Origin of the sequence: Halorarum halophilum (genome assembly GCF_013401515.1) — an archaeon.
Classification (GTDB): domain Archaea; phylum Halobacteriota; class Halobacteria; order Halobacteriales; family Haloferacaceae; genus Halorarum; species Halorarum halophilum.
This window is the reverse complement of the sequence record NZ_CP058529.1, coordinates 3,383,527-3,403,266: the sequence shown is the minus strand read 5'-3', so window position 1 is coordinate 3,403,266 and position 19,740 is coordinate 3,383,527. Positions and strand designations below refer to the sequence as shown.

Annotated in this window: 19 protein-coding genes; 11 read left to right on the top strand and 8 right to left on the bottom strand. The window is 69.6% G+C overall.

Annotation, left to right across the window (positions count from 1 at the left end):
• The first annotated feature begins 277 nt into the window (after positions 1 to 277).
• Both HUG10_RS16870 and hsp14 read left to right on the top strand, forming a co-directional pair.
• Positions 278 to 718, top strand: coding sequence for an Hsp20/alpha crystallin family protein (locus tag HUG10_RS16870; RefSeq protein ID WP_179170672.1), 441 nt, complete (start codon positions 278 to 280; stop codon positions 716 to 718).
• 129 nt (positions 719 to 847) lie between these two features.
• The gene (gene hsp14, locus HUG10_RS16865; RefSeq protein WP_179170671.1) at positions 848 to 1,288 is read left to right on the top strand and encodes an archaeal heat shock protein Hsp14; all 441 of its coding nucleotides are present in this window, start codon (positions 848 to 850) and stop codon (positions 1,286 to 1,288) included.
• A gap of 105 nt (positions 1,289 to 1,393) precedes the next feature.
• Here the strand turns inward: hsp14 and leuS are convergent, their stop codons facing one another.
• The gene (gene leuS / locus HUG10_RS16860; protein ID WP_179170670.1) at positions 1,394 to 4,144 is read right to left on the bottom strand and encodes a leucine--tRNA ligase; all 2,751 of its coding nucleotides are present in this window, start codon (positions 4,142 to 4,144) and stop codon (positions 1,394 to 1,396) included.
• 96 nt (positions 4,145 to 4,240) lie between these two features.
• On the opposite strand from leuS, the gene HUG10_RS16855 reads away from it, so the two are divergent.
• Together HUG10_RS16855 and HUG10_RS16850 are read left to right on the top strand one after the other, a co-directional pair.
• Entirely contained in the window at positions 4,241 to 4,465 is a 225-nt protein-coding gene (locus HUG10_RS16855; RefSeq protein WP_179170669.1) for a hypothetical protein, read from the top strand.
• A 171-nt stretch (positions 4,466 to 4,636) separates the two neighbouring features.
• Complete coding sequence (locus HUG10_RS16850) at positions 4,637 to 4,855, top strand: DUF7535 family protein (RefSeq protein WP_179170668.1); 219 nt, start codon at positions 4,637 to 4,639, stop codon at positions 4,853 to 4,855.
• 38 nt (positions 4,856 to 4,893) lie between these two features.
• Here the strand turns inward: HUG10_RS16850 and HUG10_RS16845 are convergent, their stop codons facing one another.
• The 4 genes from HUG10_RS16845 to HUG10_RS16830 form a co-directional block, all read right to left on the bottom strand.
• Positions 4,894 to 5,886 carry an ornithine cyclodeaminase family protein gene (locus HUG10_RS16845; RefSeq protein ID WP_179170667.1) on the bottom strand — a complete coding sequence of 331 codons (993 nt, stop codon included), beginning with the start codon at positions 5,884 to 5,886 and terminating at the stop codon, positions 4,894 to 4,896.
• A 185-nt stretch (positions 5,887 to 6,071) separates the two neighbouring features.
• Entirely contained in the window at positions 6,072 to 7,733 is a 1,662-nt protein-coding gene (gene thsB / locus HUG10_RS16840) for a thermosome subunit beta (protein WP_394354976.1), read from the bottom strand.
• Between the two features lie 185 nt (positions 7,734 to 7,918).
• Positions 7,919 to 8,335 (bottom strand): DUF7383 domain-containing protein, encoded by a 417-nt coding sequence (locus HUG10_RS16835; RefSeq protein WP_179170666.1) that lies wholly within the window; start codon positions 8,333 to 8,335, stop codon positions 7,919 to 7,921.
• 49 nt (positions 8,336 to 8,384) lie between these two features.
• Positions 8,385 to 8,558: a hypothetical protein gene (locus HUG10_RS16830; protein ID WP_179170665.1), complete on the bottom strand. Its 174-nt coding sequence runs from the start codon at positions 8,556 to 8,558 to the stop codon at positions 8,385 to 8,387.
• 185 nt (positions 8,559 to 8,743) lie between these two features.
• On the opposite strand from HUG10_RS16830, the gene uvrA reads away from it, so the two are divergent.
• The 4 genes from uvrA to HUG10_RS16810 all read left to right on the top strand — a co-directional run bounded on the left by uvrA (position 8,744) and on the right by HUG10_RS16810 (position 14,498).
• Positions 8,744 to 11,722, top strand: a complete 2,979-nt coding sequence (uvrA, locus tag HUG10_RS16825) for an excinuclease ABC subunit UvrA (protein WP_179170664.1) — start codon at positions 8,744 to 8,746, stop codon at positions 11,720 to 11,722.
• 23 nt (positions 11,723 to 11,745) lie between these two features.
• Positions 11,746 to 12,150 (top strand): hypothetical protein, encoded by a 405-nt coding sequence (locus tag HUG10_RS16820; protein WP_179170663.1) that lies wholly within the window; start codon positions 11,746 to 11,748, stop codon positions 12,148 to 12,150.
• A 55-nt stretch (positions 12,151 to 12,205) separates the two neighbouring features.
• Entirely contained in the window at positions 12,206 to 13,237 is a 1,032-nt protein-coding gene (locus HUG10_RS16815) for a WD40/YVTN/BNR-like repeat-containing protein (RefSeq protein ID WP_179170662.1), read from the top strand.
• 181 nt (positions 13,238 to 13,418) lie between these two features.
• Positions 13,419 to 14,498, top strand: a complete 1,080-nt coding sequence (locus HUG10_RS16810; protein ID WP_179170661.1) for a geranylgeranyl reductase family protein — start codon at positions 13,419 to 13,421, stop codon at positions 14,496 to 14,498.
• 249 nt (positions 14,499 to 14,747) lie between these two features.
• Here HUG10_RS16810 and ygfZ read toward each other — a convergent pair whose 3' ends face one another.
• Positions 14,748 to 15,851, bottom strand: a complete 1,104-nt coding sequence (ygfZ, locus tag HUG10_RS16805; protein WP_179170660.1) for a CAF17-like 4Fe-4S cluster assembly/insertion protein YgfZ — start codon at positions 15,849 to 15,851, stop codon at positions 14,748 to 14,750.
• A gap of 49 nt (positions 15,852 to 15,900) precedes the next feature.
• On the bottom strand, positions 15,901 to 16,200 hold the full coding sequence (locus HUG10_RS16800) for a DUF6432 family protein (protein ID WP_179170659.1): 300 nt from the start codon (positions 16,198 to 16,200) through the stop codon (positions 15,901 to 15,903).
• Positions 16,201 to 16,305: 105 nt separating this feature from the next.
• Between HUG10_RS16800 and HUG10_RS16795 the strand changes: the two genes are divergently transcribed.
• Together HUG10_RS16795 and HUG10_RS16790 are read left to right on the top strand one after the other, a co-directional pair.
• The gene (locus tag HUG10_RS16795; RefSeq protein WP_179170658.1) at positions 16,306 to 17,658 is read left to right on the top strand and encodes a DUF7093 family protein; all 1,353 of its coding nucleotides are present in this window, start codon (positions 16,306 to 16,308) and stop codon (positions 17,656 to 17,658) included.
• A 146-nt stretch (positions 17,659 to 17,804) separates the two neighbouring features.
• Entirely contained in the window at positions 17,805 to 18,188 is a 384-nt protein-coding gene (locus HUG10_RS16790; protein ID WP_179170657.1) for a DUF5611 family protein, read from the top strand.
• Between the two features lie 189 nt (positions 18,189 to 18,377).
• Here the strand turns inward: HUG10_RS16790 and HUG10_RS16785 are convergent, their stop codons facing one another.
• Positions 18,378 to 19,112 carry an SDR family NAD(P)-dependent oxidoreductase gene (locus tag HUG10_RS16785; protein ID WP_179170656.1) on the bottom strand — a complete coding sequence of 245 codons (735 nt, stop codon included), beginning with the start codon at positions 19,110 to 19,112 and terminating at the stop codon, positions 18,378 to 18,380.
• Between the two features lie 80 nt (positions 19,113 to 19,192).
• On the opposite strand from HUG10_RS16785, the gene HUG10_RS16780 reads away from it, so the two are divergent.
• On the top strand, positions 19,193 to 19,633 hold the full coding sequence (locus HUG10_RS16780; protein ID WP_179170655.1) for a universal stress protein: 441 nt from the start codon (positions 19,193 to 19,195) through the stop codon (positions 19,631 to 19,633).
• Positions 19,634 to 19,740 lie beyond the last annotated feature (107 nt).

The window sequence follows — 19,740 nt, the reverse complement described above, 5'->3', positions numbered from 1 at the left end:
AGGCAGGCGGAAACGGGGGCTCACGGACGCGATGTTCTCCGGGTGACGATGCTACGACTCCTCGACAGTTGGGACGAACAGGCGACACCTCGGTTCCCTACGGCGCTGTGCCGCATCCCTCGCGTCGATGTCGGGTTCGACGCGAAGCGCAACCGCGCGACGCCGCAGGGCCACTCTCACGTCACGGGGACGCTGCGTCCCGATCGTGTTTGAAGGTCCCCAATCCGTCCCCCTGGCAGCGACAAGATTGAAGGGGAATCGCGGCCGATATACGCCCATGCCGCAACGGAACCCCTTCGAGGACATCGAGAGAATGTTCGATCGGATGAACCAGGAGCTGGAGCAGTTCGGCCGGCAGCTCGAGGGCGAGTTCGTCGGCGACGTGGACGTGGACGTGGCCGAGACTGACGACGAGGTCACGGTCGTCGCCGACCTTCCGGGGTTCAGTTCGTCGGAGATCAGCGTAAGCGTCGCGAACCGGGAACTCACCCTCTCGGCGGAACACGAGGAGGAAACCGAGGATGAGAGCGGGGACGAGAGCGACCGGCGCTACCACCGACGTGAGCGTTCCCACCGGCACGTGACGCGCCGCCTCAAGCTCCCCGCCGACGTGGTCGAGGAGGAGGCCGACGCGACGTACAACAACGGCGTACTCACCGTCACCCTGCCGAAGGCGGGGGGCGGCGACGAGGACGGAACCCACATCGACGTCGAGTGAGCCGACGACCCGCCGAGCCGATTTTGCCCACATCCACCTGGTACAGCGCCGGAGGCGTGCGAATAGCTATCCCGCGTCCAGCTACGTTTAATATCTCAGGCGCCCTCTATACCACCCGGTGATAACACGATGACTCGCATGACCCCCTTCGACGACATGAACCGCGTATTCGACCGAATGAGCCGCCAGTTCGACGAGACCTGGGGCGGTATCGACCAGATGCGCCGCCTCGACGGCCCCGCCGTCGACGTGGCCGAGTACGACGACGAGATCGTCGTCGTGGTCGACCTGCCGGGCCTCAGCAAGGAGGACATCGACCTCAGCGTCCGCGGCGACACGCTCAGCATCTCCGCCGAGCGCTCGATCGAGCAGGACGAGGAGTCCGAGGAGGGCGCCTGGGTGCGCCGCGAGCGGCGCGCGGAGTCCGTCCGCCGCCGCATCGGCCTCCCCGACGAGGTCCACGAGGACGAGGCGAGCGCGACCTACACAAACGGCGTGCTCACCGTCACCCTCCCCAAGGTCCACGTCGACGATGACGGCGACGACGACCACCGCATCGACGTGAACTGATCGGGGTCGCCACCGAATCCAACCCCGTCGTCGGCCTCCCAATAGCCCCGTTTTTTCGTATCCGTCACTCACGCCTGCATCATAGAATCCCCGCGGACGGGGACGTTACTCGGCGATGTCGATGGCTGGCCGTCCCGGCTCCGCCTTCCGCGCCACGTCGTCGTCCGCCTCCTCCGCCCGCAGGACGCGAACGGGCGCGTCGAACTCGCGCTCGACGAGCCACGCCGCCTCCTCCAGCGCCCCGTGTTCGCGGTCGGGCGACAGCGCCGGTCGGAGCGCCTCGCGCTCGTTCTGCAGGTCCTGGCCGTAGGCGGCCGCCGCGTCGCCCCTCTCGCGGATGTCGTCCTCCTGCATCAGCTCGGAGATGAGGTTCGGCGCGTCGCTCTCGAGGGCGATCTCCAGCGCGCGATGCTTCCACTCGGGCGCGACCACGACGTCGATGCGCTCGGGGTCCTCGATGCTAGCCACGTCGACGATCTGGCGCACGTCCTCGCGGGTGTTCTCCACCAGGCGGCGGCGCTCGTCCGCCCCGGACACGTCACCCTCGGGTTCTGGCCAGTCGGCGTCGAGGACGAAGCTGTCGCCGCCCTCGCGCCCCAGTTCGTCGTACAGTTCCTCCGCCACGTGCGGCGCGACCGGCGAGAGTAGCTTCACTGCCGTCACCAGCCCACGGCGGAAGGTGTCGGCGTGCACCGCCTCGACGTGGTCACGGTAGCCCCGCAGCGTGCCGACCAATTCCTGCGTCTCCCGCAGCGAGGTGTTGAACGTCAGGTCGTCGTAGTCGGCGGTCGCCGCCGACACCGTCGCGTCCGTCTCGCTTTCGACGTAGGACGCGATCGGGCCAAACTCGCCCTCCGCCGCCTCGGGGTCAAACTCGCCGACCAGCCGCTTCAGCCGTGTCAGGAAGCGGTACGTCGAGCGGACGCCCTCCTCGGACCAGTCGAACGCGCGCTCGGGCTGGGCGGCCTGCATCATGAACAGCCGGGCCGTGTCGGCGCCGTACTCCTCGACGATGCGCTGAGGGGAGACGACGTTCCCCTTCGACTTGGACATCTTCTCGCCCTCCAGCTGGACCATCCCCTGGGCCAGCAGGTTCTCGAACGGCTCGCGGTGCTCCAGCATGTCCATGTCAGCGACGACCTTCGTGACGAACCGCGAGTACAGCAGGTGCATCACGGCGTGCTCGATGCCGCCGACGTACTGGTCGACGGGCATCCAGTCGTTCGCCCGGTCCACGTCGAACGGCGCCGCTTCCAGGTCCGGCGAGACGTACCGCAGGAAGTACCACGAGGAGTCGACGAACGTGTCCATCGTGTCCGTCTCGCGGACGGCGTCGCCGCCGCACTCCGGGCAGTCGACGTGCTTCCACTCTTCGGCGGCGTCGAGCGGGTTCCCGGTCGTGTTGATGAACTCCGGCAGTTCGACCGGCAGGTCGTCCTCGGGGACCAGCACGGGCCCGCAGTCGTCGCAGTGGACGACCGGGATGGGCGTCCCCCAGTAGCGCTGTCGGGAGATGCCCCAGTCGCGCAGGCGGTACTGCGTGTGGAACTCGGCCGAGTCGATATCGGCCGTCAGTTCCTCCCGCGCTTCGGCCGAGGACAGCCCGCTGTACTCGCCGCTGTTCACCAGGACGCCGTCGTCGGTGAAGGCGGACTCGCTCACGTCGGGTTCGGACGGCGCCTCGCCGTCTCCCCCGTCGGAGTCGCCCCCCGGTTCGGGCGCGACGACGGGGACGATGTCGACGCCCATCTTCGAGGCGAACGCGTGGTCGCGGTCGTCGTGGCCCGGGACGCCCATCAGCGCGCCCGTCCCCACGTCCGAGAGGACGAAGTCGGCGACGAAGACGGGGACCTCCTCGCCCGTGGCCGGGTTGGTGGCCGTCAGGTCGGTCCGAACGCCGTTCGGCTCGTCGCCCTCTGGGTCGGCCTCCTCCTCGACGAACCGCCGTACCTCGTCGTCCTCGGCGGCGACCGCCTCGGAGACGGGGTGGTCGGGCGCCAGCGCGAAGAACGTCGCGCCGAAGATCGTGTCCAGCCGGGTCGTGAACGCCTCGACCGGTCCGTACTCCCGCGGCTCGCTCCGCTCCCCGCGTCCGTTCGAGGCGCCTTGCGCCTCGCCGATCTCGAAGGAGACGCGCGAGCCCTCCTGCCGGCCGATCCAGTTGCGCTGCATCTGCCGGACGCTGTCGGGCCAGCCGTCCAGGTCGTCGATGTACCCGTTCAGTTCGTCGGCGTACTCGGTGATCCGCAGGAACCACTGCTCCAGTTCGCGGCGCTCGACGGTCGTGCCGCAACGCCAGCAGTTGCCGTGCGCCCCGGGGCCTTCGGAACTATCCCCGCCCTCGACCTGCTCGTCGGCCAGCACGGTCTCGCAGGTGGGACACCAGTTGACCTCGGCGGCCTCACGCTCGACCAGCTCCCGGTCGTGGAACTCCCGGAACAGCCACTGGTTCCAGCGGTAGTACTCCGGCGTGCAGGTGGTGACCTCGCGGTCCCAGTCGTAGCCGAACCCCATCGACTCCATCTGCCCCTTCATCGTCTCGATGCAGTCGAACGTCCAGTCGCGGGGGTTCGTGTCGCGCTCCTTGGCGGCGTTCTCGGCGGGCAGGCCGAACGCGTCCCACCCCATCGGGTGGAGCACGTCGTCGCCGCGCATCCGGCGGAACCGGGCGTAGGCGTCGGTGATAGTGTAGTTGCGGACGTGGCCCATGTGGAGCAGTCCGGACGGGTACGGGTACATCCCCAGCACGTAGGTGGGGTCCGTCACCTCGTCGGGCGTCCGGTACGCGTCGGCGTCGTCCCACGCCGCCTGCCAGCGTCGCTCGACCGCGGCGTGGTCGTATCCCTCCTCGGACATTCTCTTGTCGTACGAACGGCGGCTTCCGCCCATATCCCTTTCCATCGAACTGTGTAACCGACGTCGGTGGGACCGCAGATCGAGCCGCGTCCAGCAGTGGCACGTTTAGGTCGGAGCACGGAGTTCAGTTCGCCGTGTGAGTGCGGGGGGATACTGAAGATCGACTCCGACGACCGGGCCGGGGAGATCGGTGCGCTCGGAGCGGGCGCAGGGGTGGCCGTCGGCGTGGTGTTCGTCTCGGACGGGAACCCCCTCCTCTGGGCGTCCGTCGGTGCGATCGCCGGCCTGCTGATCGGACTCCTCGTGGCAGAACTGGGATAGGACGGCCGGATTCGCCGGCCCGTACTGTGTGATCCGTGGGCTGTGGGCCCTTCCGTGGGGCGAGTACAGGCTCGCGAGGGGCGAACGAGTCGAGAGCGAGCGATCGCCACACCCACGAAGCCCACGCGACCCCACAGAGCCTTTTTCGCCCAGTAAACCCACTATCGGGACATGAGTGACTCCGCGGAGTCCGAGGACCCGAGCCTCGTCCGGAAGGCCTACCGAACGGTGACCCCCGGGTACAGGGGGCGCGAGGACGTGGAGATGAACCTCATCGGCTGGAGTCTCTTCCTGGGCCTCGTCGTCCTTCTGGTGCCGCTGCTCCCGTTCCTGATCGTCGTCTGGCTGGTCGGGAAGGTGCTCGACGCCGTCGTCCCGAGCGAGGAGTAGTCACCGCGGGTGCTCGAACCGGAAGAACACCGAACCGGTCAGTCCGAGAGGCCGAGCAGGTCGAACGGGTAGCCGTTGTCCCGCTCGTCGGCGTGTTCGTACACGACGTGGGCCGCAGCGACGTCCTGGATTGCGAGCCCCGTCGAGTCGAAGACCGTGACGCCGTCGGCCGCCGTTCGACCCTGCCTGTCGCCGACGACGATCTCGCCGAGTTCGCCGTAGATGTCGTCGTCCGTCAGGATGCCGGCGGCGTAGGGGACGTTGATCTCGCCCGAGTGGGTCGTCTGCGCGTAGTCGTCGATCACGAGTTTCGCGTCCAGCAGGAGGTCGTCGGCGAGTTCGTGCTTCCCCTCCGCGTCCGCACCCATCGCGTTGACGTGGGTGTGCTCGCCGACCGCGTCGCGTGGGACGATGGGGGACTCGACGGGCGTCACCGTCGAGAGCACGTCGCAGGACGCCGCGTCGGCAATCGAGCCTGCGCGGACGTCGAAGCGCCCCTCGAAGGTGTCGATGAAGCGCGCGACGCGCTCCTCGTCGAGGTCCGAGACGACCACCTCCTCGATCTCCCGGACCGTGGCGATGGCCTCCAGTTGCGTGTACGACTGGACGCCGGCGCCGACGATGCCGAGCGAGCGGGCGTCCTCGACGGCGAGGTGGTCCGTGGCGACCGCGGCGGCGGCGCCGGTGCGCTTCATCGTGAGTTCCGTCCCGTCGAGGATGGCGAGCGGGAAGGCGTTGCGCGGGTCCGAGTAGATCATCGTCCCCATCACCGTCGGGAGGTCGTACTCGTCCTCGTTGTCGGTGTGGACGTTCACCCACTTCACGCCGGCCGCGTCCCAGTCCCCGGCGTCGAGGTAGGCGGGCATCGACCGGAAGTCGCCGTTGTAGGCGGGGAGGTCGATGTAGGACTTCGGCGGCATCTGGGCGTTCCCGCGCTCGTAGGCGGCGAACGCCTCCTCGATGGCTGGGACGAGTTCGGCCATCTCGGCGTTCTCGTGAACCGCGGCGCTGTTGAGCAGCAGCGTCTCCATGACCGCAAAATTTGCCCGCCGGGATTAGTACCCACCGAAACTCCGCGCTGTCGATGCCACGCGCTCCGTCGGTGCTCGGCAGCCCGACCCGACGCTGGCGGTGTTCGGTCGGACGGTCGAAAGAATCGCGATCGGTCGTGGGACGATACGGAATCGGTCCGGGTGTGAACGTGCCTGGCCGGCGCTTACATCGCGCCGCCCATGCCGCCCATGCCGCCCATACCGCCGCCGGGGGCGCCGCCCTCGTCGTCGCCGCCCGCAGTCGAGAGGTCGCCCGCGGCGATGATGTCGTCGATCTTGAGCACGAGGTTCGCGGCCTCGGTGGCGCTGGAAAGCGCCTGCTCCTTCGAGTGGGCCGGCTCGACGACGCCGGCCTCGAAACTGTCCTCGATGTCGCCCGAGAACACGTTCAGCCCGGCGTTGGCGTCGCCGCCCTCGTGGGCCGCCCGGAGGTCGACCAGCGTGTCGATGGAGTCGAGCCCGGCGTTCTCGGCGAGCACGCGCGGGACGAGTTCCAGCGCGTCGGCGAACGCCTCGACGGCGAGCTGCTCGCGACCCTCGACGGAGTCGGCGAAGTCGCGGAGCCGCGAGGCGAGTTCGACCTCGATGGCGCCGCCGCCGGGGAGCACGCGGCCGTCGGAGACCGTCGTGGCGACGACGTCGAGCGCGTCCTGGACGCCGCGCTCGAGCTCGTCGACGACGTGGTCGGTGGAGCCGCGCAGGAGGAGCGTGACGCCGTGGGCCTCGTCGCCGCCCTCGACGTAGAACAGCTCGTCCTCGTCGTCGCGGCTGACCGAACCGTACCCCAGGTCGGCCTCGGTGGCGGCCTCGACGTCCGAGACGATGGCCGCGTCGAGGATGTTCTGGAGGAACTGGAGGTCGGACTTCTTCACGCGGCGGGCCGCGAGGATGCCCTCCTTCGCGAGGAAGTGCTGGGCCATGTCGTCAATGCCCTTCTGGCAGAAGACGACGTTCGCGCCGGTCTGCTTGATGGCCTCGACCTTCGCGCGGAGCTGGTCCTCCTCCTGGTCGAGGAACTGCTGGAGCTGGTCGGGGGACTCGATGTTGACGGAGGTGTCGACGTCGGCCTCCTCGACCTCGATGGGGTCGTTGAGCAGGAGTACCTTCGCGTCGTCGACGGCCGTCGGCATGTCGTCGTGGACCGGGTCCTTGTCGATGACCGCGCCCTGGAGGAGCTGGGACTCGCCGGCCGAGCGGCCGGTCTGGGTCTCGATCTCGACGTTCTCCATGTCGACGACGTTGCTCCCGTCGTCGGCCTCGACGGTGACCTGCTTGACCGCCCGGTAGATGAGGTCCGCGAGGACCTCCTTCTCGAGCTCCGCGCCCTTGCCGGTCATGGAGGTCTCGGCGACCTTCTTCACGCGCTCCTCGTCGTCGGGGTCGACGCGCTCCGCGAGGTCGTCGACCTCGGCTCGGGCGCGTTCGCTCGCGAGGTGGAAGCCCGAGGTGATCGCCGTCGGGTGGATGTCCTGGTCGATGAGGTCCTCGGCGTTCTTGAGGAGTTCGCCCGCGATGGCGACGGCCGTCGTCGTCCCGTCGCCGGCCTCGTCCTCCTGGGTCTCGGCGACCTCGATGATCATCTCGGCCGTCGGGTTGTCGATGTCCATCGTGGTGAGGATGGTGACACCGTCGTTCGTGATGGTGACGTCGCCCATCGAATCGACGAGCATCTTGTCCATCCCTTTCGGGCCGAGCGTCGAGCGCACGGCCTCCGCGACGGCGCGCGCCGCGGAGATGTTGTATTCCTGAGCGTCCTTGTCCTTCACGCGCTGGGAGTCCTCACCCATGATGATCATGGGCTGACCCTGCATCCGTCGCTGACTCATGGTCAACTGCGAGTGTGGTTGTGATTCTACATAAAACCTTGGGTACCGACTGACCGAGGTTCCTCGAACTGGTCGATCGAATACTGCCGAGAATCGAAGACACGAGGGGCGCCAACCGTGCTAACGGATACCACGCGATCGGCCGCGACGTCACCCGAACCGGGGGCGAAGCGGTTCTTTAAGTACTACTCGACGTCCGCGGCGCGGAAGCCCTCGGTCGCGGGCTCCTTCCAGTGGACTCGAACGGTCCCGACGGCGAACGCGTCGTCAGTGTCCCCGTCCCGTTCGAGCGCGAGCGTGTTCGTCCCCTCGACGAGCGACACCCCGGTGACGGAGTCGGCCCAGTATTGCCAGCCGTCGTTCGGCGGGATGTCGAACCCCGAGAGCGACTCGCCGTTGAGCACGATCTCGTGGCCGTACTCGCCGACGTCGAACGCCTGGATGCCGAGGAACGGGTCGCTCGGTTCGTCCGTCGGCACTTCGAACTCGTACTCGTCGGTGACGTCGCCGACGGCGTCGGCCCAGTCGAGGTCCAGGCGGACGCCGTCGGGGGAGAGTTGCGCACCGACGTAGACGGTGGCGTAGTTCGCGTGGGTCCGCATCGTCGCCACCTTCGCGGCGGCGGACAAAAAGGGCCGTTGTTCCGATCGGTCAGTCGTCGGCTTCCGCGTCGGCCGAGAGGAGGTCGGCCTCCAGTTCCGTGGGCGGGTACTCCGGCTCGTCCTCGTCGTCGATCGTCTCCACCTCGCGCCGGTTGAGACGGCGTTCCAGCTGTTCGCGCTTCTTGCGGCCCTGACGCTCGCGCCCACGTTTCGTGTCTGGCATTGACAACCGTGACAAGAACACCCATGGTAAAGAATCTTTCCGCCGGGAGCCCCGGGACGCGGATTCGGCCGGTCACGGGGTTCCGACAGCGAGACGCTCCACGAGGAGAGGACGGGCCGGTTAAGTGTCTCGGAGCCCTGCCTCGTCGTAATGAGAGACCGGGTGCGAACGAGGGGTGGGCGGTAGTGGCGAAGGAGTTCATCGAGGTCACGGGGGCCGAGGAACACAACCTCAAGGACCTCGACGTGAAGATCCCGCGCGAGGAGTTCACCGTCGTCACGGGCCTGTCGGGATCGGGCAAGTCGTCGCTCGCGTTCGAGACTGTGTACGCCGAGGGCCAGCGTCGCTACATCGAGTCGCTGTCGGCGTACGCCCGGAACTTCCTCGGGCAGATGGACAAGCCGCAGGTCGAGAGCGTCGAGGGGCTCTCGCCGGCGATCTCCATCGACCAGAAGAACGCCGCGAACAACCCCCGCTCGACGGTCGGCACCGTCACCGAGCTCCACGACTATCTCCGGCTCCTGTACGCGCGGGTCGGCCAACCGCACTGCCCCGAGTGCGGCCGCGAAGTGGGCGAGCAGTCCGCCCAGCAGATGGTCCGCCGGGTGTTCGAACTCCCGGAGGGGACAAGGGCGAAGCTCGCCGCGCCGGTCGTGCGCGACCAGAAGGGCGCGTTCGAGGACCTGTTCGAGGAACTGCGCTCGGAGGGGTACGCCCGAGTCGAGGTCGACGGCGAGGAGTACGACCTCGCGACCGAGACGCCGGACCTCGACGAGAACTACGACCACACCGTCGACGTGATCGTCGACCGCGTGAAGGTCCGCGAGGAGGACCGCTCGCGCATCACCGACTCCGTCGAGACGGCGCTGGAGGAGGCGGACGGCGTGCTGAAGGTCATCCTGCCGGACCCGCCGGCTGACGTCGACCTCGGCACCGAGGCGCGCTCGACGGGCGACCTGGCTGGAGACGCGGCGGAGCGACTCGTCGTCGAGTTCTCCGAGGAGCTCGCGTGCACCCACTGCGGCATCGACTTCTCGGAGATCGAGACGCGGTCGTTCTCGTTCAACTCCCCGCACGGCGCCTGCCCGGAGTGCGAGGGCATCGGCTCGACGAAGGAGGTCGACGAGGACCTCGTCGTCCGCGACGAGTCGAAGCCGATCAAGCACGTGTTCGAGCCGTGGAGCTACAACCGGAACTACTACCGGACGCGGCTCGACAACGTCGCCGAGCACTTCGGCGTGAGCGTGACCACGCCGTTCGAGGACCTCGACGAGGACGTCAAGCGCCAGTTCCTCTACGGCACCGACCGGCAGGTCGAGTTCAGCCAGCAGACCCGTAACGGGGTCCGCCGGAAGACCCAGCGGTTCGAGGGCGTCATCCCGAACCTCGAGCGCCGGCACATCGAGACCGACTCGGACCGCACCCGCGAGCACATCGAGGACTTCATGGCCGTCACCGAGTGCCCGGCCTGCGAGGGGACTCGACTGAAACCCCAGTCCCGCTCCGTGTACTTCGCGGACACCGGCATCGCCGAGGTGAGCCGGATGTCCATCGGCGACGCGCTGGCGCACTTCGAGGGGATGGAGGCGACGCTCACCGACCGCGAGCGCACCATCGCCGAGGAGATCCTGAAGGAGATCCGCGCGCGCCTCGGCTTCATGGAGGAGGTCGGGCTGGAGTACCTCACGCTCGACCGCGAGGCCTCCACGCTCTCGGGCGGCGAGAGCCAGCGCATCCGGCTGGCGACGCAGGTCGGCTCCGGCCTCGTCGGGGTGCTCTACGTGCTTGACGAGCCCTCCATCGGCCTCCACCAGCGCGACAACGACCGCCTGCTGAACACGCTCGAGGGGCTGCGCGATCTCGGTAACACGCTCATCGTCGTCGAGCACGACGAGGCGACGATGCGCCGGGCCGACGAGATCATCGACATGGGCCCCGGGCCGGGCAAGCACGGCGGCGAGGTCGTCGCGCAAGGTAACTTCGACGAGATCGTCGCGTCCGAGGAGTCGGTCACGGGCGACTACCTCGCCGGCCGGAAGGGCGTCGACGTGCCCGCCGAGCGCCGCGAGAGCGACGCCGCGCTGACGATCAGGGGCGCGCGCCAGCACAACCTCAAGGACGTCGACGTGGACGTTCCCATCGGCCAGTTCACCGCCATCACGGGCGTCTCCGGCTCGGGCAAGTCCACCCTGATGCACGACGTGCTGTACAAGGGGCTCGCCCGGACGATGAACGACAACACCGAGGTCGACCCCGGCGACCACGACGCCATCGAGGGCACCGACAACATCGAGGGCGTCCGGCTCATCGACCAGTCGCCCATCGGCCGCACGCCGCGCTCGAACCCCGCGACGTACACCGACGTGTTCGACTACGTCCGGGAGCTGTTCGCGGACACGAAGCTCGCGAACCAGCGCGGCTACGAGAAGGGGCGGTTCTCGTTCAACGTCAAGGGCGGCCGCTGCGAGGAGTGTGGCGGCCAGGGCACCGTGAAGATCGAGATGAACTTCCTCTCGGACGTGTACGTCCCCTGTGAGGAGTGCGGCGGCGCGCGGTACAACGACGAGACGCTCGACGTGACGTTCAAGGGCGCGACCATCGCGGACGTGCTCGACATGACCGTCGAGGAGGCGTACGACTTCTTCGAGTCCCACACCGGTCTGCGACGCCGGCTCGGCCTCTTGAAGGACGTCGGCCTCGACTACATGCGGCTCGGCCAGCCCTCGACGACGCTCTCGGGCGGCGAGGCCCAGCGGATCAAGCTCGCAGAGGAGCTCGGCAAGAAGGACTCGGGCGACACGCTGTACCTGCTCGACGAGCCGACGACCGGCCTCCACAAGGAGGACGAGCGGAAGCTCATCGACGTCCTCCACCGGCTCGCCGACAAGGGCAACACGGTCGTCGTCATCGAGCACGAACTCGACCTGGTGAAGAACGCCGACAACGTCCTCGACCTCGGTCCCGAGGGCGGCGAGGGCGGCGGCGAGGTCGTCGCCACCGGCACCCCCGAGGAGGTCGCCCGGACCGAGGGCTCCTACACCGGGAAGTACCTCCGCGACTACCTCCCCGACGTCGACATGGAGGGGCCGCGGGCGGACCGCCGGCTCCCCGCGCGGGACGACGACGCGGAAGAAGCCGAAGTACCCGCCGCGACCGACGACTGAGGGCGGATCTCGTCCCCGCTTCCGTGTCCCCTCCGATACCGTCCCGTCGCCTCGGCGACCTGGCGTACGCCCTCGGCGGCTGGTTCCTCCTCGCCCTCGCGCCCGCCACGGGTGCGCTCGAACTCCTCGCACCTCACGCCGTCGCGAGCGGGACGGCGTTCCCCCTCGCCGGTCTCGCGGCCGTCCCGCTCGCGGCGCTCCACTGGCTCGAACGCTGGTCCGTCGGCCCGCTGGGCGCGATGTTCTTCTGGACGATGGCGCTGGCGATCACGGCGGGCCTGCCGCTCGCGTTCCTCCTCGACTGGTTCGCGGTGGGCGGCGGTCTCGGCGAACCGGCCGTCCGTCTCGGGTTCCTCGCGGTCGTGTACGCCGGCGCGTACGTCGTCGGCGTCCGGCGACGGGCCGACGACCCACGGCCCCGGGCGTGATGGGCGACAGGAAACCGACGCGAGGCTTTTGTGACTGTCCCGCACACGTTACGGTATGACCACGGCCTACGCCGCCCTCCGAAACGGCTTCCTGACGGTCGACCCCGACGCGGGCGAGACGACCGCGAGGGCCCTCGACGGTCACACGCTGGAGTGCGTCGCCGTCCACCCCGACGACCCGGATCGGGTCTTCGTCGGCACCTTCGAATCCGGCCTCCACCGCTCGACCGACGGCGGGCGGACGTTCAAGCGCGTCGACGACTTCCCCCACGACGCCGTGATGGCCGCGGCGGTCTCATACCGCGACCCCGGCACGGTGTGGGCCGGCACGGAGCCGTCGCGGGTGTACCGCTCCACCGACGGCGGCGACTCGTGGGAACACCTCGACGGCCTCGTCGACCTCCCGTCGAGCGACGACTGGTCGTTCCCCCCGCGCCCGGACACCCACCACGTCCGCTGGCTCGAACCGGACCCCACGGACCCCGACCACTGGTACGTCGCCATCGAGGCCGGCGCGCTGGTCCAGACCCACGACGGCGGCGCGACGTGGGAGGACCGGGTTCCGGACGCCCGCATCGACAACCACTCGCTCGCCACCCACCCGCACGCGCCCGGACGTGCCTGGGTCGCGGCGGGCGACGGCTACGCCGAGACCGACGACGGCGGCGACACCTGGGCGCACCCGCAGTCCGGGCTGGATCGGACGTACTGCTGGAGCGTCGCGGTCGATGCGCGGAGCGACTCGGAGAGTCGGACGGAGCCCGGCGGAACCGGCGATCCGGACCGCGTCCTCGTCTCCGCCGCGCGCGGCGCGTACCAGGCCCACACGGCCGAACGCGCCGAGACCTACGTGTACCGCCGCGAGGGCGACAAGGACTGGGAACGACTCGACGGCCGCGGCCTCCCCCTCGGCGAGGGCGTCACGCGGCCGGTGCTCGCACGGGGCGAACCGGACGAGTTCTACGCCCTGTCGAACCAAGGGCTGTTTCAGACGGGTGACGGGGGCGATTCGTGGAACGCGATCGACATCGAGTGGCCCGACCGGTTCACCGACCGGACCGCCCGCGGACTGGCCGTCCTCCCGTAGACGGTCGAGCAGGGCAGTCCGCCCGCAACTTCAAGGCGGATGCCGGGACCAGCGCCCCCGATGACGTAGCGAATCGCCGGCCGGGGGCGAGCGGGTGCGCGACACACCCCCGGCCGGACGTGGGTGTCGCCTGTCAGTTGTGAACCACGAGGCATATCTCCCTCCGCGCATAGCCGGAAGTATGTACGACTTCGTCGTGGTCGGCGTCGGCCCGGCCGGCGCGCGCTTCGCCCGGCGCGCCGCCGAGGCCAGGTACGACGTGCTCGCGCTGGAGAAGGGCGAGGTCGGGACCCCCCTCGCCTGCTCGGGCCACGTCTCCACGGACATCTGGAACTACGTCCCTGACGGGGCGCGCGAGGACCTGTTCCAGAACCGCGTGTACGGCGCGGAGTTCCACGTCGGCGGCCCCGACGAGGACGGCTACCGGTTCTACAAGCGCGACGAGGTGTCGAACGTCATCGACCGCGTCCAACTCGACCGGACGCTCGCGGACGCCGCACGGGAGGCCGGCGCGGACGTGCGCGAGGGCCACACCGTCACGAGCGTCGAGGAGCGTGCAGGCCACGTCGCCGTCACCGCCAGCGTCGGCGGCGCAGAGCGCACCTTCGAGGGGCGGATGGTCGTCGGCGCCGACGGCCCAGTCTCCCGGGTCCGCCGAGGGCTCGGCCTCCCGGAGCCGGACGAGACGCTCCACGGCGTGCTCGCGTTCGACGAGACGCCGGACGACGGCGACTACGTCTCGGTCCACCTCACCGCGCCGCGGTTCTTCGCCTGGCGCATCCCACGCGGCGACGCCGGCGTCGAGTACGGCCTCGCCGCCCCGCCCGGCCACGAGGTCAACGAGCTGTTCGACGAGCTCACCGACGCATACGACGTGGAGACGGACCACTTCTGCTCGGGCGCCATCCCCATCGGGCCGCCCGACCGGACGACCGCGACGCGCGGGTTCCTCGTCGGCGACGCCGCCGCCCAGACCAAGCCGTTCACCGGCGGCGGCATCCTCTACGGGATGCGCGCGGCCGACGTCGCCGCCGACGTGGTGGACCCGGAGGACCCGACGACGCTCCCCCGCTACGAGGCGGCGTGGCGAGACGAACTGGAGCGGGAGATCCGGTTCGGCCACTGGATCCGGCGGGCCTACTCGCTGCCGGAGCCGGTCCAGCGCGCAGGACTGTGGGCGCTCTCGGGCGAGATCGGCGTCCACATGGACGAGCCGAGTTCGTTCTTCTCGCGCGAGCACCTTCGAAAGCTGTTCTCCTGAGTACGAGTGGATTCGGTCTAACTACCGTTCCAGTCGCTCGAACAGTGGAGCGATAACTCGTCCGAGCAGCCCGTGGAAGCCCCCGCTCGCTGACCGGCCGCGACTCGCTGTGCTCCTCAATCGCTCACCTTCGGTTCGCTCTTGCGGTGCTTGCGTCGTCGGGGCTCGGTCAGCGAGCGGCCCCTTCCATTCCCACCCGGAAGCCAGCCGGGTCATCCCTCGCCAGAGAATCGGCTTCGTCCCCGGTTGTCACTCGGGGTACGCCGGGAGTCGGGCCGAATCCGCGCTGCCCTCGACGAAGGGGAGGTCGATACGTTCGGCGGCTACCTCGTCGCCGTCGACGCGGATAGTCAGGTCGCTCCCGTCGGAGTCGAAGTCGACGAACGCGAGCGCGACGGGAGCGTCGAGCGTCGGCGACTCGACGGCGCGAGTCACCTCGCCGACCGCGCTGTCGCTGGCGAAGACGGCCGCTCCGGAGTCGGGGAGTTCCTGGGGCTGGAGGCCGACGAGCCGCTGGCTCGGCCGGCCGCGGTTCTCTACCTTCGAGACGACCTCCTGGCCGACGAAACAGCCCTTCTCGAAGTCGACCGCGTTGCGGAGGCCGACGACGTTCGGCAGCCTTCCGCGCAGTTCGGGCTCGAACTGCGGCGTGCCCGCCTCGAGGGTGAGCGCGTCCCAGGTCCGGTAGCCGAACGGTGCCGCGTTCAGCCCCCGCGTCAGGAGCGTGTCGAACACGTGGGGGGCGTCCTCTGCCGCGCAGATGACCTCGTACCCCTCCTCCCCCAGCGGCGCGTCCGTCGCGACGACCGTGACGCCGATATCCTCCTCGGGGCCGCCGTCAATCCGCCCGCGAACGAACGAGAGCGCGGGTTCGGGCGCGCCGGCGCCGTTCAGGACGGACGCGATCTTCTCCGTCGCGGTGCCGCCGTGGACGCCGAACACGCCGAACTCCGCGCTCGCGTCGCGGAGCTCCACGTCGTCGATGAACACCTTCCCGGACCAGTCCTCGACGAGGGGTTCCGCCCGGTCGGGCGGCGTGAAGAGGAGCAGTCGCTCGCCGGCGTTGTACACGTACATGTCCGTCTCGATCCGGCCCTGGGGGTCGAGCAGCAGCGAGTAGGTCCCCTCGCCGTCGGAGTCGGGGACGCGGTTGGAGACCGCGTTGTCGACGAAGTCGACGCGGTCGTCGCCCTCGACGACGACGACGCCGTAGCCCATCTCGATGGCGCCGACGCCGTTCCTGACCGCGCGGGCGGCGCTATCGGGCCGGCCGTAGTGGGCGACGACCTCGCGGCCGCCGCGCTCCTCGAACGTCGCGCCGTGGTCGTCGTGGAGGTCCGCGACGAGGCTCATGGGGACCGATAGTGCCCCTCCGGCAAAAGGGCCGCCGTTCCCGCGCGGGTCAGAGGCCGAACCGGTCGCGGATGACGTCGATGATGGTCGCCTCCTCGTCGGGCGCCTCCCCCGGATTCGGGATCACGCGCTCCTCCGGGAAGATGCGGACCCGCTCGCCGTCGTCGTCGACCTCGATGAGCCCGTCCTCCTTCAGGGTCGCGAGCGCGTCCTCGAGTTCGTCGATGCCGGCGTCCACGCCCGAACGCAGTTCGAGGACCGTCATCCCCTCGTCGGCCCTGGCGACGAGGGCGTCGAGGACCGCGACTTCCACGTCCGCCCTGTCGCGGAACTCGGACCGCGCCTTCATGCTGGGGGGGTTCGACGGGCGGCGGTTTACGTGTACCGGCGCTCCGTCGGTCGGGCGTCAGACGGGAAGGAACCCTTTTGTCCGCGAAGACGGTGGTGGTGGGTAATGGGACTCAGGTGCCTGCTCGGTCACGACTTCACGGAGCCGACGACCGAGCGAGAGCGCGAAGAACGGGGGGACGAGGTCATCACCACGATCCGGGAGGTGAAGGAGTGCCGGCGGTGCGGCGAGACGCAGGTGGTCGCCGAGAACACGGAGGTCACCTCGCTGAGCAGGCGGTTCGGCGGCGATACGGACGGCCGCTCCGAATCGGAGGCCGACAGCAGGGGGACGACGCACACCGACGACCCGGTGGTCGCGCCCGAGACCGGGTCCGTCGAGAGTTCGAGCGGTCCCGAGGCCGCCACCGGAACGGACGCCGTCGTCGACGAGGCGGAGCCCGAGGACGACGGCTTCGACCACCCGCGCGGCGACCCCGATAGCGTCGACCCGACCGTCGAGGACGACGCCGAGATCATCCGGGAGGGACCCGCGGACGCGACGAACGAGGGGTCGGCGGACGAGTCGGCCGACCGCTCGACCGGGACGGGGGCGGACGTGTCGGCCGGGGGCGAGCGCGGCCACGGCGAGTGGCCGAACTCGGACAGGACCCATCCCACTGAGGCGGAGGGTGAGACCCGGCCCGACGCGGCCGGCGGCTGGCCGGACCCGGAGGCCGAACACGACGCGCCGAGCGACGGGTCAGACGGCAGACGCGACGTCGAGGACGCGGCGGCGACGGAGGCCCGAACCGGCATCGCCTCCGACGTCGATCGATCGGGGGCTGACCACCAGGCGACCGGCGCCTCGAACGCCGACGCCGACCGCCCGGAGCCCGACCGCGAGACGCGGACCCCGGCCCCCGAGGACGAGGACGTGGAGTTCATCGACGCGGACGCCGCCGCCGACGACTCGGACGACGGCCCGTCCCCCTGGCCCGAGCAGGAGGGCGACGACGAGGGGTTCGACGCCGAGGTCGGCGACGGGCGCCCCGACGAGGACGTAACGGTTGACGGCAACCTCACGCCGCGGGTGAACCCGAACGCGGAGGTCGACGAGGACGCCGAGTTCGTCGAGTCGTCGTCGAGTCCGTCGACCTCGTCCCGATCCCGTTCCGGGGCCGACGAAGGGGCAGGCTCGCAGGCGAGTCGGTCGTCCGGAGCACCTACCTCCACTCCGTCAAAGCACGCGAAGAACGGCAGCCGGAACGGTGGCGGCGAGGGTCGCCGAACCGGACAGGCCCGGCAGCCGACGGCGACACACGAGGTGGAACTGACCACCACCGCCGGCGACCGGGAGATGGAGTACATCTGCCCGAACTGCGGCAAGCGCGAGCCGGTCGGCGCCTCCTCGATGCGCGCGGGCGACATCTGTCCCGAGTGCAAGCGCGGCTACATCGAGGAACGCGAACTCGAGTGACGCAACCGAGGTAACGCGCCGACCCGGCCCCCTGTTCCGTCCCGCCTCCGAGTCCCGAGCACGTCGCTGAAGCGCTGTGAGACAGTCCCACACCAGCCCCGGCGTCTGACGAAACTCGTTTAGGCCCCCCCGCCGAACGGCCGGTCATGAAACAGTACAAGATGCGCCGCGGGGAGCACCTCGAGGAACGTATGCCGGACCTGAAGGGGGAGATCGAGAAGCGGTTCGGCCCGGTCGCGGGCACCGAGGAGTTCGACGGCCACGAGCTCTACGTCGTCGAGGAGCCGGAGAACCCCGTGTTCGACCGCGTCGTCGCAGGGGCCGCCTCCTACTCCGGCAAGAAGGACAAGCTCGCGGTCCACTTCGAGGAGCGCCCGGCCGAGGACGTCATCGCCGAGGGGAACGCCGACGCCGCCGCCGACGCGGTCGACGCGAAGAACTCCTTCCTGCTCGACGCGACGGGCCGGGACGCGAAGTCGCGACGCGAGTCGCTGAAGCGCGAGGTCGAGGACGACGCGCCCGACTACTGATTCCGGGTCCGATCCCCGTCGTACGTTCCGGCAGTGGCTTCGGTCGGGAGCGACGACGCTGCTGACCGAAGTGTCCGAACGCTCGTCCCTCTCAGCGCCACACTCCGCTGCTTGTGTGGGCAGCGCGCGTCTGCCAGCGACGGATGTCCGCCGGCACGCCTACCGCGAACGTCCGATCCTCGACCCGGATCAGAGCTTCTCCGGCAGATAACCCCCGTCGACCTCCACGTTCTCGCCCGAGACGTACCCCGACTCCTCCTGTAGGTAGAACAGCAGGACGTTCACGAGGTCCTCGACGGCGGCCCAGCGGCCGCGGGGAGCCTCGTCGGGGAACGCGTCGGAGGTCTCGACGACGTACGGCGAGACGGCGTTGACGGTGATCCCGTCGTCGGCCGTGTCCGCCGCGAGCATCCGCGTGAACATCAGGACGCCCGTCTTGGCGATGAAGTACGGCGCGTTCTTCGGGTGGATCAGCCCCTTCTCACTGCCGGCGTAGCCGACGTTGACGATGCGCCCCCAGCCCGACTCGCGCATCCCCGGCAGCGCGCGCTTCGAACAGAGGTACGTCCCGTTGACGTTCGTGTGCAGGACTGTCTGCCACCGCTCGAAGTCGATGTCGGCCCAGTGCTCGGGTGCGAAGGCGCCGACGTTGTTGACGAGCACGTCCACCGCGCCGAGCCGTTCCTCGACGTCGGCGAACAGGGCGTCCACCTCGTCGGGATCCGTCACGTCCCCACGCACCGTGATCGCCTCGACGCCGCGCTCGCGCGCCTCCTCGGCCGTCGCCTCGGCCTCCGTCCCGCTCGACCGGTAGTGGACGGCCACGTCCGCGCCGTGTTCGGCGCACGCGAGCGCGAAGCCGCGACCGATGCCCGCCGCGCTCCCGGTGACGAGCGCGGTTCGCCCGCGCAGGTCGGGGTTCATACCGTCACGCTCGTCCGCCGATGACAAAACGCTGACCACCCGGCGCTACCCTTTTCATACAGGGGTCCGAGTCGCCGCGTATGGCTATCGAAACCGTGCTGCTCGCGGTCGGTCGCGACGACGACGCTCGGATGAAGCGAATGGTCGAGGCCGCCGTCGACCTGGCCGCCTCGGCCGACGCCCGAGTCATCGTAGCTCACGCCTTCCCGACGCAGGGGGCCGTGGACGACGCGCTGGGCCAGCTCGACATCACCGGCGGATCGCCCGACGACGTGACCCGCCGGCTGGAGAGCGTCCGCGTCGCGCGGTCCGAGCTCGAGTCGGCCGGGGTGGACTTCGAGATCCGTGGCCTCGTCGGCGACCCCGGCAGCGCCATCTCGGACCTGGCCGGCGAGGTCGGCGCCGACCGCGTCATCGTCGGCGGGCGGAAGCGCTCCCCGACCGGGAAGGCCGTCTTCGGCAGCACGGCCCAGGAGATCCTCCTGTCCGCGCCGTGCCCCGTCACGTTCGTGCGCGAGTGAGCGCTCGCCGGCGCCCCTGACGACCAGCGGCCCGCGAACGTCCCCCGTCCTGTTCTGCGGCCCGACATCCTCCTGGCTCGCGCGCCCGTCAGCTCGTATGAATATTC